Annotated in this window: 17 protein-coding genes; all 17 read left to right on the top strand. The window is 36.1% G+C overall.

Annotation, left to right across the window (positions count from 1 at the left end):
* The 17 genes from HMPREF0631_RS02240 to ilvA all read left to right on the top strand — a co-directional run bounded on the left by HMPREF0631_RS02240 (position 1) and on the right by ilvA (position 19,722).
* Positions 1-1,221 carry a metallophosphoesterase family protein gene (locus tag HMPREF0631_RS02240; protein ID WP_002843135.1) on the top strand — a complete coding sequence of 407 codons (1,221 nt, stop codon included), beginning with the start codon at positions 1-3 and terminating at the stop codon, positions 1,219-1,221.
* Positions 1,208-3,931, top strand: a complete 2,724-nt coding sequence (locus tag HMPREF0631_RS02235) for an SbcC/MukB-like Walker B domain-containing protein (RefSeq protein WP_002843125.1) — start codon at positions 1,208-1,210, stop codon at positions 3,929-3,931. Before HMPREF0631_RS02240 ends, HMPREF0631_RS02235 begins: the two co-directional genes overlap by 14 nt.
* A gap of 183 nt (positions 3,932-4,114) precedes the next feature.
* A complete protein-coding gene (locus tag HMPREF0631_RS02230; protein WP_002843108.1) occupies positions 4,115-5,026 on the top strand; it encodes an AAA family ATPase in 912 nt (303 codons plus the stop codon).
* 14 nt (positions 5,027-5,040) lie between these two features.
* Complete coding sequence (locus tag HMPREF0631_RS02225) at positions 5,041-6,822, top strand: vWA domain-containing protein (RefSeq protein WP_002843114.1); 1,782 nt, start codon at positions 5,041-5,043, stop codon at positions 6,820-6,822.
* 121 nt (positions 6,823-6,943) lie between these two features.
* Positions 6,944-7,348: a large conductance mechanosensitive channel protein MscL gene (gene mscL / locus HMPREF0631_RS02220; protein ID WP_002843137.1), complete on the top strand. Its 405-nt coding sequence runs from the start codon at positions 6,944-6,946 to the stop codon at positions 7,346-7,348.
* A 161-nt stretch (positions 7,349-7,509) separates the two neighbouring features.
* Positions 7,510-8,022, top strand: coding sequence for a transcription repressor NadR (locus HMPREF0631_RS02215; protein WP_002843134.1), 513 nt, complete (start codon positions 7,510-7,512; stop codon positions 8,020-8,022).
* A gap of 109 nt (positions 8,023-8,131) precedes the next feature.
* Positions 8,132-8,896, top strand: a complete 765-nt coding sequence (locus HMPREF0631_RS02210; RefSeq protein WP_002843124.1) for a TatD family hydrolase — start codon at positions 8,132-8,134, stop codon at positions 8,894-8,896.
* Positions 8,889-10,655, top strand: a complete 1,767-nt coding sequence (locus HMPREF0631_RS02205; RefSeq protein ID WP_002843115.1) for an ABC transporter ATP-binding protein — start codon at positions 8,889-8,891, stop codon at positions 10,653-10,655. The genes HMPREF0631_RS02210 and HMPREF0631_RS02205 overlap by 8 nt, the downstream gene beginning before the upstream one ends.
* Before the next feature lie 155 nt (positions 10,656-10,810).
* Entirely contained in the window at positions 10,811-11,212 is a 402-nt protein-coding gene (locus tag HMPREF0631_RS02200) for an ArsR/SmtB family transcription factor (RefSeq protein WP_002843146.1), read from the top strand.
* 205 nt (positions 11,213-11,417) lie between these two features.
* Positions 11,418-13,805, top strand: coding sequence for a heavy metal translocating P-type ATPase (locus HMPREF0631_RS02195; RefSeq protein WP_002843123.1), 2,388 nt, complete (start codon positions 11,418-11,420; stop codon positions 13,803-13,805).
* Between the two features lie 503 nt (positions 13,806-14,308).
* A complete protein-coding gene (locus tag HMPREF0631_RS02190) occupies positions 14,309-15,178 on the top strand; it encodes a sigma-70 family RNA polymerase sigma factor (RefSeq protein ID WP_002843118.1) in 870 nt (289 codons plus the stop codon).
* Positions 15,179-15,339: 161 nt separating this feature from the next.
* The gene (rplU, locus tag HMPREF0631_RS02185; RefSeq protein WP_002843130.1) at positions 15,340-15,648 is read left to right on the top strand and encodes a 50S ribosomal protein L21; all 309 of its coding nucleotides are present in this window, start codon (positions 15,340-15,342) and stop codon (positions 15,646-15,648) included.
* Between the two features lie 8 nt (positions 15,649-15,656).
* Positions 15,657-15,974: a ribosomal-processing cysteine protease Prp gene (locus HMPREF0631_RS02180; protein WP_002843094.1), complete on the top strand. Its 318-nt coding sequence runs from the start codon at positions 15,657-15,659 to the stop codon at positions 15,972-15,974.
* A 13-nt stretch (positions 15,975-15,987) separates the two neighbouring features.
* Positions 15,988-16,278: a 50S ribosomal protein L27 gene (gene rpmA, locus HMPREF0631_RS02175; RefSeq protein WP_002843119.1), complete on the top strand. Its 291-nt coding sequence runs from the start codon at positions 15,988-15,990 to the stop codon at positions 16,276-16,278.
* Positions 16,279-16,401: 123 nt separating this feature from the next.
* Positions 16,402-17,682 carry a GTPase ObgE gene (obgE, locus tag HMPREF0631_RS02170; RefSeq protein ID WP_002843122.1) on the top strand — a complete coding sequence of 427 codons (1,281 nt, stop codon included), beginning with the start codon at positions 16,402-16,404 and terminating at the stop codon, positions 17,680-17,682.
* 114 nt (positions 17,683-17,796) lie between these two features.
* Positions 17,797-18,201, top strand: a complete 405-nt coding sequence (locus HMPREF0631_RS02165) for a YhbY family RNA-binding protein (RefSeq protein WP_002843098.1) — start codon at positions 17,797-17,799, stop codon at positions 18,199-18,201.
* A gap of 303 nt (positions 18,202-18,504) precedes the next feature.
* Positions 18,505-19,722, top strand: coding sequence for a threonine ammonia-lyase (gene ilvA, locus HMPREF0631_RS02160; RefSeq protein WP_002843127.1), 1,218 nt, complete (start codon positions 18,505-18,507; stop codon positions 19,720-19,722).
* Positions 19,723-19,822 lie beyond the last annotated feature (100 nt).

The raw sequence follows: 19,822 nt of genomic DNA, 5'->3' as shown, positions 1-19,822 counted from the left end.
ATGAAGATTTTACATACATCAGACTGGCACTTGGGAAAGAGTTTGGAGGGTTTTTCAAGGATTGAGGAACAGGAAAAATTTTGCCTAGACCTAGTCGATATAGTGAGAAAAAGAGATATAGACCTAGTTCTTTTGGCTGGAGATGTATACGATACCTACAACCCACCAGCTAGGGCTGAGAACTTGTTCTACGATACCTTGGTTAAGCTGGCTGAAAATGGCAAGAGATGTGTTATGGTAATAGCAGGTAACCACGACAATCCAGATAGGCTTGAAGCCATCAATTCAATGGCGGCTAGAATGGGGATTGTGATACTGGGCTACCCAATGTCAAAGGCAAGTGAGGCTGTATATGACGGATTTGAGATACTAGAGGCAAAAGAGGGATTTACAAAGATAAAAATAAGGGACGAGATAGCCAATATAATAAGTATTCCCTATCCTAGTGAGTCGAGGCTCAACCATGCATTTGAGAATTATCTGGACAAGGAGGATATGCAGACTTCTTACTCAAATAAGGTCGGCCACTTGTTTAGGAGCCTAGAGGAAAATTACAGGGATGGTGAGATAAATATTGCTATGTCCCATATATTTGTGGTGGGCAGCTCTATAACTGATTCTGAGAGGAGGATAGAGCTTGGGGGTGGTCTATTAGTTGAAAAGGACCAGCTACCAAGGGAGTCACAGTATACTGCCCTTGGTCATATCCACAAGCCACAGAGGATGTCAAAGACCTACAATGCCTACTATTCAGGCAGTCCCATCCAGTATTCCAAGTCTGAGAGGGATTCTGCAAAATCTGTATATATAGTTGATATTGAGGCTGGATCAGAGGCAGAGGTCGATAGGGTATATATCAACAACTACAAGAATATTGAGGTATACAGGGCAAAATCTGTGAGCCACGCCCTTGACATATGTCAAGAAAAGAAAGACCAGGATGTGTTCTCATATTTTGAAATAGAGACTGAGGAGTCCATTAGTCAGGATACCATAAAGGCTATGAAGTCACTTATGAAGAATATAATAGAGATAAAACCTATAATAAAATCTCAAATAGACCAGGAAGAAGAGAAGTTGATAGACCTTGATAGGTCTAGGATTAATGACTATTTTGTAGACTTTTATAAAAAAGAAAATGAGGGGTTGGAACCTAGAGCGAGTCTTGTGGACTTGTTTTCTAGCTTGCTTGGAAGGGAGGAAGACCATGAAGCCAATTAGGTTGGAGATAGACGGCATAAATAGCTATTCAAAAAAACAGCTTATAGACTTTGAGGAACTCACTTCTAGGGGATTATTTGGTATATTCGGCAATACCGGTAGCGGAAAATCTACAATACTAGATGCAATCACCCTTGCCCTTTACGGTAATATAGCTAGGTCAAGCAAGGACTTTATAAATTCTAATTCGCAAAAGGCCCTTGTAGACTTTGAATTTGAGCTAGGTATGGGCCAGAGTAGAAGGTACTACAAAATTACCAGGAGATTTAAGAAGAAGGAATCCAAGGACAAGTTCAGTTCCGTCAGTGATTCAGTTAGGTTGATGGTCAAGGATTCATCTGGTGAATACCAAGTTATAGCTGACAAGGTTGGAGAGGTCAATACGAGCATAAAATCTATACTAGGACTTGAAGAAGGCGACTTTCTTAAATCAGTTGTCCTACCCCAAGGAAAGTTCAGTGAATTTTTGAGTCTAGGTGGCAAGGACAGGAGAAATATGCTTGAGAGGATATTTGGCCTAGAGGAATATGGTAGCAGCCTGAGTATAAAACTTGCCAGGGAGAAAAAGGACCTCGATAGCAAGATTACAAGTATTGAGGCTATAATGACCCAACACGAAAATATCAGCAAGGAAGTCCTAAGTGAGCTAAGGGAAGAACTAAAAGAACTCATAAATAAGAAAGATTCTAGTCAGAAGAGCTTTGAGCTACTTAAAAAGCAAGTTCAAGACCTTAAAGAGTTAGAAAGTGACTTGATAAGCCTGAACAAGCTAGAGGAAACAGCTAGGACCTTGATGGAGAGGGATTCTTATATAGGTGGACTTGAAGAAAAAGTTGAGATATCAATGAGTGTTACAAGCATAATGCCAGACCTACTTGAATACAGGTCAACAAAAAGAGATATTGATAGGGCTAGGAAAGAATTGGCTAAAAATAAAGACCTGATAGCAGACCTTGAGAGTGGCCAAAAATCAATAGCAAGCAAGCTTGAAGACCTAATTAAAGACTTAGATACAATCAATGCAAAAATTTCTAAAACAGAGTCTATAAAAACTATGGATAGCGGTCAATTAAATAGGTTAAACGATGACTTAAACAATAAAAAGCTAATTTTACAAAAGAATATCCAAGAACAAAAAAGCCTAAATGAGACCCTTGATGAATTGAAGTCTATAGGTCAAAAAATAATGGATACTAAAGATTCCATAAAGCAAGACAAGGCTAGGCTAGAACTTGAAGAGACAAGGTTAAGGGAGTTTGAAGACTTGAATAGGGAGTCAAAACTAAGGACTATGGCAGAAGACCTCAAAAAGGAATGGCTGGATTCTATCCATGAAGGCAAGTGTGAGTGTCCCCTATGTGGTAGTGAGGTTAAAAGTCCTAGCCAAATTAGGATAGACCATGATATGTCACAAGAAGAGAGTTACTACCAAGAAAACCTAGAAAAAAAGAAAAAGCAATGTGATGACCTATGGCATTTAATCAGTAAAAATACAGGATTACTAGAGTCCTACTCTTCAAGAAAAGAAAAGTTAGAGTCTACATTGGAAAACTTAAGTAAAGACCTAATGGACCTAGATATAGAAGGCTACCAAAAAGAAATATATGAACTAGAAGTCTATATCAAGGACCAAAGAAATATTATAGAGGGTAAGAACAGGGCTTACATGGACTTGATGAAGGAAAAATCACAAGTAGACAAGATAATATCAGACTACAAACTAGAATCAACTAGGATAGTTACAGATATAAATTTCAAATATCAACAGAATCAGGATTATGATAAATTGATAGTAGAAAAAACAGACCAGATGGATGTCCTGTACTCAGGTCTTAATTTGAGAATAGGAAAACTAGGTCTAGAGGTCCTAATAGGAGATCCTGACCAGGTTGATATTACAAAGCTGAAAAGGGAATATACAGACCTAGACAAGATCAGGGCAATCAAGCTAGAAATAGAAGACCACAAGACTAAAAAGACCCAGCTAGACCTAAAAATAGGAGAGCTTAGGATAAAAATTGGGGAAAACAAGCTAGATAAAGAAGACCTAATAGAAAAAGAAGCTGAATACAACAAGGTGCAGGATGAATTAGAGACCCTAAAAGAAAAAGAAACAGGCCTATCTATCAAGATAAAAGATACAGAGGAGAGGCTGGTCCTAGTAAATCAATTGAAAAAGGACCTAAAAGTATACTCACTCAAGATGAACGATGTAAAAGACCTTGAAAAATTATTAAAGGGCAATAAGTTTGTAGAGTACCTTTCACAGATATACCTAAAGAACATAGTCTTAGACGCTTCACAAAGACTAGACTGGATAACTTCTGGAAGGTATGCAATTGAAATAAATTCAGACTATATGTTTGTCATCAGAGATAACTTCAACGGGGGAATGAGAAGGTCATCAGACACCCTATCAGGGGGAGAAACCTTCTTAGTATCACTGGCTCTAGCCCTAGCCCTTTCATCACAAATCCAACTAAAGGGTAGCGCACCATTAGAGTTTTTCTTCTTGGATGAAGGATTTGGATCACTAGATAGCGAACTTTTGGATACTGTTATGACAAGTCTTGAAAAACTCCACAGCAACAACCTAAGTGTGGGCATTATATCCCATGTTGAAGAGTTAAAGTCAAGAGTACCTATGAAGCTGGTTGTTAGCCTAGATGAGAAGGATGCTAGCTCCAAGTGTAGGATAGAATTAAGTTAAAAGAGTATAAAAATAAGGCTACACATTCATTATCCCTTATCCTATATGGGTGGAATTGTTTACAACTGGCAAATCTAATGTTACAATAGGTTGGTTGATTAAAAGTACTAATGAAAATGCTTATTAACACAGCAAGATGGGTAATATGCTATTGTATAAAAAATGAAGATTGAGGGGATAATAGTGAAGGAATTTTTATTAGAACAAGGTGTACCAGATAAGCTGGTACTTGAACTTGAGAAATTTAGAGAATTTTATAAGATAAATGAAGAAGTTAAGGATAGGATACCTAATCCGAAATATAAATATTATGGTAAGGATGTACTTGCCAAGTCTATAGGGGCCCTACTTGCAGGTTACCATATACTACTGAGTGGTCCAAAGGCTACAGGTAAGAATGTCTTGGCTGAAAATCTAGCAATGATGTTTGCCAGACCACTTTGGAATGTATCTATGAATATAACGACTGATGCATCAAGTCTTTTGGGGACTGATACTTTTGTAAACAATGAAGTAGTCCTAAGACAGGGGCCTGTATACAGGGCTGCTACAGAGGGCGGTTTTGCTGTTTTTGATGAAATAAATATGGCAAAGAACGACTCTCTAGCAGTTATATATTCAGCTCTTGACTACAGAAGGACTATTGATCTACCAGGCTATGACAAGATAGTGCTTGATGATGCTACTAGGTTTATAGGTACTATGAATTATGGCTATATAGGTACTAAGGAGTTAAATGAGGCTTTAGTATCTAGGTTTATGGTCGTAGATATGCCTACAATCACCAGGGAGAACTTTGACATGATATTAAAGAATGAATTTGCCCTAAAGGATGGTTATAGGGATCTATTTGTTCAGCTATTTATGGACCTACAGAACAAGTCCCTAAATGCAGAGATATCTTCAAAGACTGTTGACCTTAGAGGCTTATTTGCCAGCATAGACATCATGAAGAAGGGGCTTGATATAAAAGAGGCCCTTAATATGGGGCTTGTCAATAAGACCTTTGATATCTATGAGAAGGAGATAGTTACAGATATTATAAATTCATTGTTTGAGGACAAGCTAGAATCAAAGGATATATTTGTAGGTTAGTAGGAGTTGATGTAATGGACAATCAAAAAATCAGAAAAGAAAATATTGTCTGGACCGTATCAGAAGACTATAACTACCTACCGACTATCAAGTTATTTGATGAATACAGGGACTTCGACATGGACTATTACAAGATGATGGTGCTTGGATATGTCTACAAGGTTGTTGATATAGATAGTTTTATGGACTTTATAGCTGTACATATAGACAAGACTGACCTGAAAAATGAGTTTTTAAAGCTTATAGAAATATACCTAGATGATTGTTTTTATAGTGACTTGTCAAAGCTTAGACCAGGAGCAAGAGACTATAGAAAATATTTTATAGACAAAATAATAAAAAGGTACAAGGATAGACAAGATCTTACTGTTGAGGAAGAATTGACATATACCTACTATGCAAGGTTGGATGGCAAATATGTCAAGACTAGGCCGGTTGTCGATGATCTCATAGTATATATGAGGTTTAGAAATACAGCGAGGACTACTGAAGAGCTAATAAATTATCTTACAGGGGCCTTTTTAAAGTTCTTTTTTATAAATGATAGAAAAGACATAAATGAAGAAAGGCAAAAGCTCTTAGAAGCCAACTTAATAGATAGAAAAGACAAGGAAAAAGATAAGCCTAATAAAGAAACAAAGGCCAGACTTACCTTTAAGGCTAGAAAGAAGAACCTGAAAAACTTAAATGATAATGACAGGATTTTAAGTGTAGAGTCGGCTGAGTTTACAAGGGATATAGACCAAGATGTTGAAATAATGGACGAGAGGTTGGAATCAAGTGCCAAGTCCAGTATAGTCAAGTCCAATGAGAAGATAAAGGCCATGATAGAGACCAGGTTTGGGTCTAGCCTCTATCCCCTGTACGTAACTGAGAGCCTTGAAAAAGACCTGTGTGTAGGTATACACAAGGGTATAAAAATACACTTTACAGATGGTAGTTTTTATGAGGGAAACTACGATAAGTACTTTGCAAGGCAACTTGAAGACCAACGTCAGATAAATATGGACTACTACAAGGAAAATGAGTTGATTTTTCGTAAAGCTATCAATGAATTGAAAAATATCTTGAAGAAAAGGCTGATCCTGGATGATGAGGATGACTTTAGTATGTCAAAGTCGGGACAGCTACAGGTCTCTAAGATATGGAGACATACTCATTTAGGAGATGAAAATATATTTTTAAAGAATAACAAGCAAGAAAAAGTATCCATAAGTGTTGATATACTACTTGATTCTTCAGCATCCCAGCTTGAAAGGGAGGAATATGTATCTTCACAGGCCTATGTTATAACACAGGCGCTTACGGAGCTAAAGGTTCCAACAAGGGTATTTTCTTTTTGCAACTTTTTCAATTATACCATAATGAAAAAATACAGGGACTATATGGATCCTGAGACTGTAAATAATAAAATTTTTTCATTTAAGGGTGCTGGTAGCAATAGAGATGGACTAGCTATAAAAGTCATATCCAGCGATATGGATAGGCTAGATACTGACAAAAAGGTATTGATAATACTTAGTGATGGTCGCCCCAACAACAAAATAGACCTCGGATCTAGGTCATTTATGAACATAGATGGTGAGGACTATGAAGGTGAAGAGGCCATCAAGGATACTGCCCAAGAAATTTTTAATATGAAACTAAGAGACAAGCATGTCTTGGGAGTGTTCACAGGAGGGGACGAAGATTTAGAATCAGAAAAAAGAATATATGGTAAGGATTTTGCCTACATTAGAAATTTAGAGAGATTTTCAAAAATTATAGGTTTCTATCTAGAACAACTACTTATTTAAGGAAATTCAAAAAATACGTTTAAATTATTACTAATTTGGTATATATGTAAATAGTATGTAAGTTATTTTACTATATTAATGAAATTTATATTACACAAATTATTTTGAAAGAAGGTATTTTATGAAGAATTTTCTAAAAGAGTTTAAAGAGTTTGCTATGAAGGGCAATGTGCTTGATTTGGCAATAGGTGTTGTTATAGGTGGCTCTTTTGGAGCAATAGTTACATCTTTAGTAAATGATGTAATTATGCCACTTGTCGGTATAATACTTGGAGGTATAGATATCGCAGGTTTATCAGTCAAGGTAGGAACTGCAAAGTTGGGTTATGGTGCATTTTTACAGGCCATTATCAACTTCATAATAATAGCATTTGCAATATTTGTCTTTATTAAGTTAATAAACTCAGCTGTTAAGAAGTTCAAGAAGCAGGAAGAGGCTGAAGAGGTAGCTCCAGCTATTGATCCACAGTTAGAGATGTTGAGAGAAATAAGAGACTTGTTGGCTAAGGATATAACTACAAAATAAATTATAGGATTTGTTAGTGGTATCTCATTTTATAGCCATAAATATTCGTATGTTATATAAGCGAAATATAATTTGAATTTTCTAAGGGGTGGCAGATCTGCTTTTGTAAGTAGTAGCTACCCCTTGTTATGTATATATTAAATATAAGATGAGGTGACAATATGTTAAATTCTGAAGAAAGAAGAAATTATATCCTTAATACTCTAGCAAAATCAACTAAACCACATTCAGCTACTTCATTGGCAAGGGCATGTGAGGTTAGTAGACAAATAATAGTAGGAGACATAGCCCTGATGAGGGCTAGTGGTACAGAAATAGTCGCTACAAATAGGGGTTACCTATTGAAAAAGGATGATGGTGTTTTTAGGAAGACTGTAAAGGTAAGGCATGATTTTTCAAGGTTGAGAGAAGAATTATATATTATGGTTGATGGTGGAACTAGGATAGTTGATGTTGTTGTAGACCACAAGATCTATGGAAGCATAAGTGCAAGTTTAGACTTATCAAATAGAAGAGAAGTGGATGAGTTTGTAGAGAGCTTTAAAAATGCTAATGATATGTCGCTGAGTACTATAACAAACCATGAGCACTACCATACACTAGAGGCGGATTCACAGGAAGCTATAGACTATGTATTAAAAAGGTTAAAGGAAGAGAAATTTATATCGGAATAATTTAATTTGTTCTCGCAAAATACAAAAAGACATATGATAGATTGAATCTTAGCTATATTTTCATACGATTAATTATTTACAATTCACTAAGAGAAAGGTGGGGTTGATCTTGGATACAATATACGATTTGCACAGTCATATAAAAGATATAGAAGAACTTGAAACATACCTGAGTCAGGGAATAGTTCCCCTTGTAAACTGTAGGTCTTTAGGTGAGTTCTTAGACTATAGCAGTTTTATAAATGAAACATCCTATGATAGTTCAGAGGTCTTGTATAGCATAGGTCTACATCCACACGATGCAGATCGTATCTTATACAATTTCTCAAACAAGTATGAAGACTTGATTAGAAAAGCCCCAATAGTAGGGGAAATAGGTATGGATTCGTGTTGGACTGATCTTGATAGAAAGACCCAAGAAACTTCTTTCTTGTATAGTTTAGGACTTGCTAAAAAATATAATAAACCAGTTGTTCTTCATACCAAGGGTATGGAAAGAGAAATACTGGAGATAATACAGGACTTTGATTTAACATATATAGTCCACTGGTACGGTTGCAGCGACTACCAAGAGGATTATAGAAATCTAGGTGTGTATTTCACAATAGGACCTGCTATTTTTTCTGATCCAGATGTTGAAAAACTTGTGTCTAATGTTGATTTAGACAAGCTCTTACTTGAAACGGATGGTATAGAGGCCCTTAGGTGGTTGGATGAGGAGCATTTTGATAAGAGAAGGCTAAGAGACAACTTAGAGGATGTCTATAGGAAAATAGCAGAGATTAAGGCTTTGGACTATGAGTTTGTTAAAAATACAATAGTAAATACGTCAAAAGACCTAATAAAAAAATATAAAGGAGTAATGTATGAGTAATCTTAAATTAATAAAGATAGCAATGCCTTATTTTAAAAGGTACAAGTCTATATTATTTATAGACCTATTATGTGCAGGACTAACTACTGCTTCAGAGATGGTCTTACCCTTGATTCTAAGGTATATGACCAATCTGGGAATTCAAGACAAGAACTTACTTACAATGGGCCTAGTAGCTAGGTTGGCGATACTATTTATAGTTATAAAGCTTGTTGAGTTAGTAGCTGTATATTATATGGCATCTATAGGTCATATAATGGGAGCCAAGATAGAGACGGATATGAGAAGTGATGTTTATAAGCACCTTCAGACCCTATCAGATAGGTTCTACAATGAGACTAAGGTTGGCCAGATAATGTCAAGGATGACAAATGATTTATTTGATATTACAGAGTTTGCCCACCATTGTCCAGAGGAGTACTTTATAGGATTTATAAAGATAATTGTATCACTTGTTATCCTGCTTAATATAAATGTACCGCTTACAATAGCGATTTATATATTGATACCATTTATGTTTATATGTTCTAGCAAGTTTAAGAATAGGATGAGGGATGCCCAAATCAAGCAAAGAGCCCATATCGGTAACTTAAACTCAAGCATAGAGGACTCTCTACTTGGAATCAAGGTGGTTAAGAGTTTTGCAAACGAAGATGTAGAACGTGAAAAGTTTACAAAAGAGAATAACAAGTTCCTTTCAATCAAGGCGTTATTCTACAAGTCTATGGCAGGCTTTAATACTATAAACAGGGCAGTGGATGGTGTCATGTATTTTGTCTTGGTAGTCTTTGGGGGAGTCCAGATTATAAATGGCAATCTTGAGCCAGGAGATATGCTAGTCTATATAATGTATGTATCGACATTGTTGGTAACTGTTAAGAGAATTATAGAGTTTACTGAGCAGTTCCAAAAGGGAATGACAGGTATTGAAAGATTCTCAGAAATAATGGAGACAAGACCTGACATAGTTGACAAGCCTAATGCTATAGAATTAAAAAAGGCAAAGGGGCATATAGAATTTAGGGATGTTGACTTCAAGTATAGTAAGCATCAAGAAGATTATATACTAGAAAAGTTCAACCTTGATATTGAAGCAGGTAAGAATGTTGCCTTGGTAGGTCCTTCTGGATCTGGTAAGACCACTGTGTGTACACTTATACCTAGGTTCTATGATGTTGTAGGTGGACAGATTTTGGTAGACGGAACCAATGTAAAGGACTTTACTATGAACTCCCTAAGAAATAATATAGGTATTGTCCAACAGGATGTATACCTGTTCTCAGGTACTGTATATGATAATATCTTGTATGGTAAGCCAGATGCTACAAGAGAAGAAGTTGAAGAAGCTGCAAGGCTCGCTGGTGCATATGACTTTATTATGGACTTGGAAAATGGCTTTGATACATATGTTGGAGAAAGAGGCGTAATGCTATCAGGTGGACAGAAGCAGAGGGTATCTATAGCTAGGGTATTCCTAAAGAACCCACCGATATTGATACTAGATGAGGCAACATCAGCCCTAGACAATAATTCTGAGGCCATTGTTCAAGAATCACTTGAGATCCTGTCAAAGGGAAGAACTACAATTACAATAGCCCATAGACTTACAACTATCCAGAATGCAGATACAATAGTTGTAATGAATGAAGATGGTATAGTAGAAAAGGGTAGTCACGAAGAACTTATGTCTAGAAAGGGCTACTACTATGAACTTTACACAAGGGCAGGCAATAGCAATAGGTTATATGAAGACCAGTAATAGCATACAGTAATATAATTTTATATAATCACCCCGCGGTATAGGTTACCGGGGGTGATTTTTTTATTTTTTTATTTACAAGGGGAAAAAACTAGTGTATAATGAATATATGAACAATAGTTCATACATTCATATGATTTAGAAAGGATATGACTATGAAAACAGTTAATGATAAGGCAGAAAAGATTGATGTAGACGATACAATAGAAGCATGCCAGGCCCATATTGTTCACCAAAATCTCGTGGACAAGGCTATAAAGGACAAGCCATCAGATGAGATGATAGATGACTTATCAAACCTATTCAAGGTTTTGGGTGACCAGACTAGGATTAAGATTATATATTCGCTAATTGAAAACGAGATGTGTGTATGTGATATAGCTGAAACTATATCCATGACCCAATCTGCTGTGTCCCACCAGTTGAGGGTACTCAAGCAAGCTAGGCTTGTCAAGTTTAGAAAAGAGGGCAAGACAGTATTTTATAGTCTTGACGATGAGCATGTAAATAAGATATTTGATTTCGGATTAAGCCATATAAAGGAGATGTATTATTAGGATTATTTTGAATGAATTTTTAATCTAAGTTTAAGACTGTAGACTAGATGTGAGTTTGAAATTATAGATTACTTGTATTTAGTGAGTTTAGTCGAGGTATCAGATGTGTAAGATAGAATTGAAATTACGAAAATAATTTCTATGGGACGTACCTAGTAAAGGGTATCAGATGTGTAAGATAGAATTGAAATGTGAGAGGTAGTTTATGAAGAGAGTAGAGATTATGCTCGGGGGTTTAAACTGTGCAAACTGTGCAGCCAAAATCAACGATAAGGTAAATGCAAAAGAAGAAATAGATAGTGCAAGGCTGAGTATGGTGAGCAAAATTATGGTGGCAAATATTAAAGACTCTTGTGACTATAATAAGGTCATAGATGACATAATATATATAATTGATGATACTGAGCCAGGTTTGGATATAAGTGTCATGAAGATTAGAGATAGTCTTGGTAAACATTATTCCTATACAAGTGGCGATGATAGTAGACATATAAATTTTTCAAATAGCACTATTGGTTGCGAGTGTGATTGTATGGACTCTTGTAATAAGGGAACTTATAGTCATGAAGAAGAACATAGCCATAGTCATGAAGAAGAACATAGCCATAGTCATGTGCATAGCCACAATCATGTGCATAGCCACAATCATGGACATAGCCACAATCATGGACATAGCCATAGTCATGATAGACTAGGACCAGGCTTATTCAATATGAATGATTTTCAGGAGATGTGCCTTGCAATTGGTCTATATATTGTGGCTATGATAGGTAGTAAATTTGGTCTATTTGAACCACTGGTATATATTATGATGTTTGCAGCTTATATTATAGCTGGTAGGGATGTCCTGTTTAAGGCTTTTAGGAACATAGTCAAGGGTAGGGTATTTGATGAAAACTTCTTAATGACAGTTGCTACTGTAGGTGCTGTCTTAATAGGTGAATATCCAGAGGCTGTAGGTGTTATGATATTCTTTATGGTTGGAGAATACCTTGAGGACAAGGCAGTAAATAAGTCGAGAAAGAATATAGAAGCCCTTATGGATATAATGCCAAACAAGGCCATCCTAGTAGATGGGAATACAACACGAGAGGTTGATCCTCACGACGTTAGAGTAGGAGATAGGATACTTGTTAGAGTAGGAGACAGGGTTGCCCTAGATGGAAAGATAGTAAAGGGTGAGAGTAGGTTTGATACATCTGCAATTACAGGTGAATCTGTATTGAGACACTTTGAAGAAGGAGATTCAATCAATTCTGGTCTTATCAACAAGACAAAGGCAGTTGAGCTGGAAGTTGAAAGGATATTTGAAGATTCAACTGTTTCAAGAATAATGGATATGGTTGAGAACGCATCTTCTAAAAAAGCAAGGACAGAGAACTTTATATCTGTATTTGCAAAATACTATACTCCTATTGTAGTAGTATTGGCTCTTTTATTGGCAATTGTTCCTCCTCTTGTTACAGGTCAGGAATTTTCTAAATGGTTATATAGGGGATTGGTCTTCTTGGTTGTTTCATGCCCATGTGCCCTTGTTTTATCTATACCTCTTACATATTTTTCAGGTATAGGCGTGTTATCTAGCAGGGGTATATTGGTCAAGGGTAGTAATTATATAGATATATTAAAAAAGCTTGACACAATTGTTTTTGACAAGACTGGAACCCTTACTAAGGGAGTGTTTGAAGTAAGTAAGATAAATATAGCAGATAGGATAAAGGATAAGATAGGTGTTGAAAATATACTTACTTGTGCCTATATAGCGGAGCTTAGGTCAAACCATCCAATAGCAAAATCTATTATTGAATACTACAATAAAAATGTGGACAAGAAGCTATCCATTGATCAGCTAGACATAAGTGAGTACGAGGAAATCAGTGGTGGCATTAGTCTTGTATATAAAGGCTCGAGGATACTGGCTGGTAATTCTAGGCTGATGAAAACCAATAATATTGATTATATTCCTGTTGAGGGACCTGCAACCAAGGTATATATAGGAGTTGATGGGGAATTTTACGGATCAATTGAAATAGCAGACCAACTAAAGGATACGACTAAGTCGGCTATTGAAGGCTTGAAAGACATAGGCATAAGTAAGCTAATCATGCTGACTGGTGATGGCAAAAAAAATGCCAAAGACTTTTCAGACAAGCTTGGCATGACAGATTATTATGCAGATCTTTTGCCAGACCAGAAGGTGTCAATAGTTGAAGACTTGTTGGACAAAAATGACCCTAAGTCAGAAGCTAAATTGGCCTTTGTTGGAGATGGTATTAATGATGCACCTGTAATAGCTAGGGCAGATATAGGTATATCAATGGGTGGACTTGGCTCAGATGCAGCTATAGAAGCATCTGATATGGTAATAATGAATGATGACTTAATGAAGATAAAAGAGGCTATAAATATATCAAAGTATACTTCAAGGATTGTTATTCAAAATATAGTACTAGCTATAGGTATTAAACTTGCAGTACTAATACTATCGAGCGTTGGTATTGCAAATATGTGGATGGCTATCTTTGCGGATGTGGGAGTAGCGGTCCTTGCAGTTTTAAACTCATTGAGAGTCATGTTATACAATAAGTATTAGAGATTATATATGATAGGTATTAGTGGTCATATATAATAGGTATTAGAGATGATATATGATGGATATCAGTAATACTATCCAATAAGTGTTAGTCAAATAAGTAGCATATGGTTATATACTATATGCTACTTATTTATATGTTACTTATTTTTTTGAATCTTATGAAGGTCGTTATGAAATTTTATTTGAATTTTATTTTTGGCATATATATCCATTAAATTAATATATAAATATGATTATTGTATTATGGACTATACCATATAGAATATTAGATATAAAATTATAAACATTTTAATTGAGAAGTGCTATTATTAGGATATAGGCGAAAAAAACGCCTTATATTTTATATGAACTTGTGCAGATATATTGAAAAAATTAGGGGAATTTAATAAATGTATTTATTAAATTAGAACATAAAAAAATATTTTATTACGGTTACAAATGTATACCCAAATGGCAATATGAATTTATATAATAGATTGTATAAGGAGGTCGGGTGTATTATGACTAAGAAAGAATTTGATGAAGATTTTATTAAGTTTACCTGTCAATCAAAGAGTATGATTTGCTGTAATTGCCAAAGGAGTGACCTTGGGTGTGACATGGGGGACAAGAGAGAGTTGGCTGATAGGAAATTGGTAAAGAGTGCAAAAGAGGGGGATCTTGTTGCATTGAACAAGGTGATCGAAAAAAAGTCCAAGTATGTAAAGGGTATAATAAAAAATGATTATGAGATAATGGCCTACAAAAAAAGGGGATTAGACCAAGAAGACTTGTTCCAATCCGGCATGATAGGTCTTTTGAATGCTGTTAAAAAATTTGATTTTAGGGATGGGATTAAGTTTGATACATACCTGGCCCACAATGTTAAATACAGTATAAAAAATGATTTTAGGGACTACGGTGGATTATCGGTGTCCAGGGAGGCTAGTTCAATATATTCCAAGTGTTCTAGTTCTCTATATGAATATGATGGGAATTTAAGTGACGAACTCTTAGAAGAGCTTTCTGAAAAACTATACGTTACCAAGGAAAAGATATCTAAGAGTATTTTGGCTGTAAAAATAAGGAATGCCATGTATACCTACACTTGTGACGGTGAAATAGAAGCAGAGGAACAGATATTATATAAATATAAAAAGCAATTGGTAGAAGACTATGAGAGTAAATTTGAAAAACGGATGTTATACAGGGAGATACTTAACCAAATAAAAAAACTATCAGATAAGGAAAGGTATATCTTGGAAAATCTCTATATAAAGGATAGGACCCAGGTTTCCATAGCACAGGAATTAGGTTGCTCAAATACAGCTGTGGGAAAGATAAAGAAAAATGCTATAAAGAAAATAAGAAAAAACTTGGACATAAAATAGGATATTTCAAATTTTTGTCTTGACTTTGTTACATATATTTTATATAATATATGAGTAATTGCCGCACGGTAAAGGTGGCCGCACGCTTCGGCAGTGCTTGGCACAAAACTCAGTTTTACTGGTACCTCATCCGGCGAGTATAAGAACAAGGAGGTGTATATATGTACGCTATAGTAAAGACTGGAGGAAAGCAGTATAAGGTTTCTGAAGGTGATGTTCTTTTCGTTGAAAAGCTAGAAGCTAACGAAGGCGATGTTGTTACTTTAACTGAAGTATTAGCAGTAAATGACGGCGAACTAAAGATTGGTTCTCCTGTAGTTGAAGGTGCTTCTGTTCAGGCTAAAGTAGTTGAACAGGGTAAGGGTAAGAAAGTTATCGTTTACAAGTACAAGCCAAAGAAGGACTATAGAAGAAAGAACGGTCATCGTCAGCTATATACTAAGATAGTTATTGAAAAGATAAACGCTTAATATCTATTATGATTAAAGTAACATTTTTTTATAATGACGAATTTAAGATCAAGGGCTTTGAGTTAAAAGGCCACGCAGAATATGGCGAATTTGGATACGACATAGTCTGTTCAGCTGTGACTAGCAATACACTTGCAGTTATCAACTCATTAGATAGCCTACAGAAGGTTGGTTTTAATAAGGTCCATGCCAAAGAAGGTTCTATCGGCTGTATGGTCGAGGAAAAAGACATTGACAAGGCCCAGCTACTTTTGCAGCATTTAAGACTTGCCTTAGATGAAATACGCAAAGAATATCCAAAGAATATAAAAATATTTGAGAAGTAGGGGGTGACTCCAGATGTTAAAAATGAATTTACAGCTTCTTGCATCTAAGAAGGGAGTAGGTTCTTCTAAGAATGGTAGAGATTCTATATCAAAGAGACTTGGTGTTAAGAGATTTGACGGTCAGGTTGTAACTGCAGGATCTATCATCGTTAGACAGAGAGGAACTAAGATCCATCCAGGAACAAATGTAGGTAAGGGTGGAGATGACACTTTATTTGCACTTGTTGATGGAAAAGTTAAGTTTGAAAGATTAGACAAGAAGAGAAAGAAAGTAAGTATATATCCAGTAGAAATCGCTGAATAATACATTCTTAGAGCTATCAAGTTTGATAGCTCTAATTTTTTAGATAATTAATATCTAGTGTGATAACTAGGTTAAGTGATAAAATATATTGTAAGAATATTATATGAGAAAAGGAGGGATAATATGTTTATAGACAAGGCTAGAATATTTGTTAAGGCTGGAAACGGTGGAAATGGTTCTGTCTCATTTAGAAGAGAGAAGTATGTTCCAGCTGGAGGTCCAGACGGTGGTGATGGTGGTAAGGGTGCATCTATCATCATCGAAGCTGACAATGGACTTAGAACTTTGATGGACTTTAAGTACAAGAAGAAGTATACGGCCCAGCACGGTGAAGATGGGGCTAAGAGACATAGGTCGGGTAAGAATGGTGAAGACTTGGTCCTAAAGGTTCCAGAGGGTACTATTGTCAAGGATGAGGCTACAGGACTAGTTATTGCAGACCTTAAAAAGCACGGAGATACTGCTGTTGTTGCCAAGGGTGGCTTTGGCGGTAGGGGGAACCAGAACTTTGCCAATGCTGTAAGACAGGCGCCTGCATTTGCAAAATCAGGCACAGATGGAGAAGAAAGATGGATAATCCTAGAACTTAAGATGATAGCTGATGTGGGGCTAGTAGGCTTCCCTAATGTTGGTAAGTCAACCTTCTTATCTGTTGTAACTTCAGCCAAGCCCAAGATAGCCAACTACCACTTCACAACGCTTACACCAAACCTTGGAGTTGTAAAGACTAGGTTTGGAGAGTCATTTGTAATGGCTGATATACCAGGTATAATTGAAGGAGCTGCAGATGGTGTTGGATTGGGTCATGACTTTTTAAGACACGTTGAGAGGACTAAGGTCCTAATCCATATAGTGGATATCTCAGGTATAGAGGGTAGAGATCCTATAGACGACTTTAACAAGATAAATGAAGAGTTAAAGTTGTACAATGAGAAGTTGTCTACAAGACCACAGGTTATACTTGCCAACAAGTCTGACCTACTGTATGACGATTCTGTATATGAGAACTTCAAAAAGACCATGGAAGAAAAGGGATATCCAGTATTTAAGACTTCTGTTGCTACTAGAGACGGTGTTGATTCGGTAATAGACAAGGTAACACAGCTACTATCTGAAGTAGAGGATATAGAGCTTATAAGTGAAGATGAGATATATAGACCAGAACTTGATACAACTGAAGAAGAAGGTCTAAAGGTAAATGTAGATGAAGATGGTGTGTATGTTGTGACAGGTAAGGAGCTTAGAAGAATCATGTATTCTGTTAACTTCGATGATATGGAATCACTACAGTACTTCCAGAACCAGATGGAGGCTAAGGGCGTATTTGAGATGTTAAAAAAAGCAGGAATTGATGAAGGTGATACTGTCAAGATATACGAGCTTGAATTTGAATACTACGAGTAAGATTTAGTGTGAAAAATCCACTCTAATATAAATTGAAATCAAGTATAGATAAGACGAGAATAAGTATGATAGATCATACAGGATATATGTTAAAGAAATATAGAAAGGAAAAATATGTTAAACGGCAAAAAGAGATCATATTTAAAGTCACTTGCTAATGGTATAAAGTCAACTAACCAGATAGGTAAAGACGGTATATCAAAGGAATTTTTGGACCAGTTAGATGACCAATTAAGGGCTAGAGAGATTGTCAAAGTTACAATACTAGATAACTGTGGTATAGACGCCAAAGAGGCTGCCAACCACGTTTGTGAGGCTATAAGAGCTGAGTTTGTTCAGGCTATAGGTAATAAGTTTACTATATACAAGAGAAACAACGAAAAGCCTGTAATAGTATTCCCAGGTCATGAGCAGGCCAAGGCTAAGGACAAGAGAACTCCAGTATCAAAGAGACTAAGCAAAAAAGAAGTTAATGAGCTGATAGCAAAGTCAAAGAAAAGACCTAGCAAAAAAAAGTAATTCTACAATAGAGGGTTATAATTTAATCTTATGTCACAGTTTTCAGATAAATATTAAAATTATAACTTTAGAGAATGACAAAAAAATAATAAAATTACTATTGAAAAAAAGACCCCAGAGTATTAATATAAGACTGTGGGGTTTTGCTATTACAAAAACATTTTATGCAAACTGGCAGAATTGTTTCTGAATAAATGATTTATTTGTATAGGAAAAACTTTGCGATTGGGGTGTTTGTAGAACTCTATAAAAAACTAATTTGTGATAGAGGGTATTTGTAGGCTCTCGAAAAGGAGAAAACTTATGGAAAGAGTAACATTGGAAGACGTAAAGGAAGCAAGAGAGATTATCAAGGAAGTAGCACTTAAGACCGATCTATTGGAAAACGTTAGGCTATCTGAAAAGACAGGAGCTAGAGTTTTCTATAAGTGTGAAAATCTTCAGAGGACTGGATCATTCAAGTTAAGAGGGGCGTACAACAAGATTGCTCACCTTACTGAAGAAGAAAAGGCGTGTGGAGTAATAGCATCTTCTGCTGGCAATCATGCTCAGGGTGTTGCCATGGGAGCTAAGAATGCAGGCATAAAGGCTACAATATGTATGCCAGCCAATGCACCAGTATCAAAGGTAGCAGCTACTAAGTCTTATGGAGCAGAAGTAGTACTAGAAGGTCAGGTCTATGATGACGCCTATGAAAAGGCAGTAAAACTTCAGAAGGAAACTGGAGCAACATTCTTGCATCCATTTGATGATAAGTATGTAATCGCTGGACAGGGAACAATAGGTCTAGAAATATTTGAGCAGAGCGAAGGCAAGGTTGATACTGTACTAGTGCCAATAGGTGGCGGCGGTATCATAGCTGGTATATCTACTGCTTTAAAGGCCCTAAACCCTAATATAAAGGTAGTTGGTGTTCAGACTTGTAACGTACCATCAATGAAGGTGTCTATGGCTAATGGTAAGGTGACAACAGCTTTTAACGATACAACTATAGCTGATGGTATAGCTGTTAGAACTCCAGGAAGTCTTACATTTGATATAATAAAGAAAAACGTTGATTCTGTAGTTACTGTTACTGAAGAAGAGGTAGCAGAGGCTATATTATATATGATGGAAAATCAGAAGATAGTATCAGAGGGTGCTGGTGCAGTAAGTACAGCAGCTTTATTGTCTGGAAAATACCAGCCAGCTGAAGGTGAAAACGTAGTATGCGTAGTATCTGGTGGTAATATAGACATAAATACACTTTATAGAATAATGAGCGTGGCCCTAAAGCAGCAGGGAAGAAGAATCAGTATAGTTGCAGAATTACCAGACGTTCCAGGTTCACTTGCTAACATGATGTCAATTGTTGCTAAGTATGGAGGGAATGTCCTTACAATCAACCAGGATAAGCTTGCATCAGGAAAGTATATAAAGCAGCAGACAGTAGAAGCTACAATAGAGACACAGGGATTTGAGATGGTAAATAAGATGAAGTCAGCCTTTATAGAAGCTGGAATAAGAGTAGAATTCCTGTAAAAAATATATAAAATTAGCTAATTGATGACAAATTTATGGTATAATATACGAGATGTAGAGTTATATATGAGACTCTATAACTAAAAAAAAGGTAATAATT

This window comes from Peptostreptococcus anaerobius 653-L (assembly GCF_000178095.1).
Classification (GTDB): Bacteria; Bacillota; Clostridia; order Peptostreptococcales; family Peptostreptococcaceae; genus Peptostreptococcus; species Peptostreptococcus anaerobius.
This window is presented reverse-complemented; position numbering and strand designations above follow the sequence as displayed.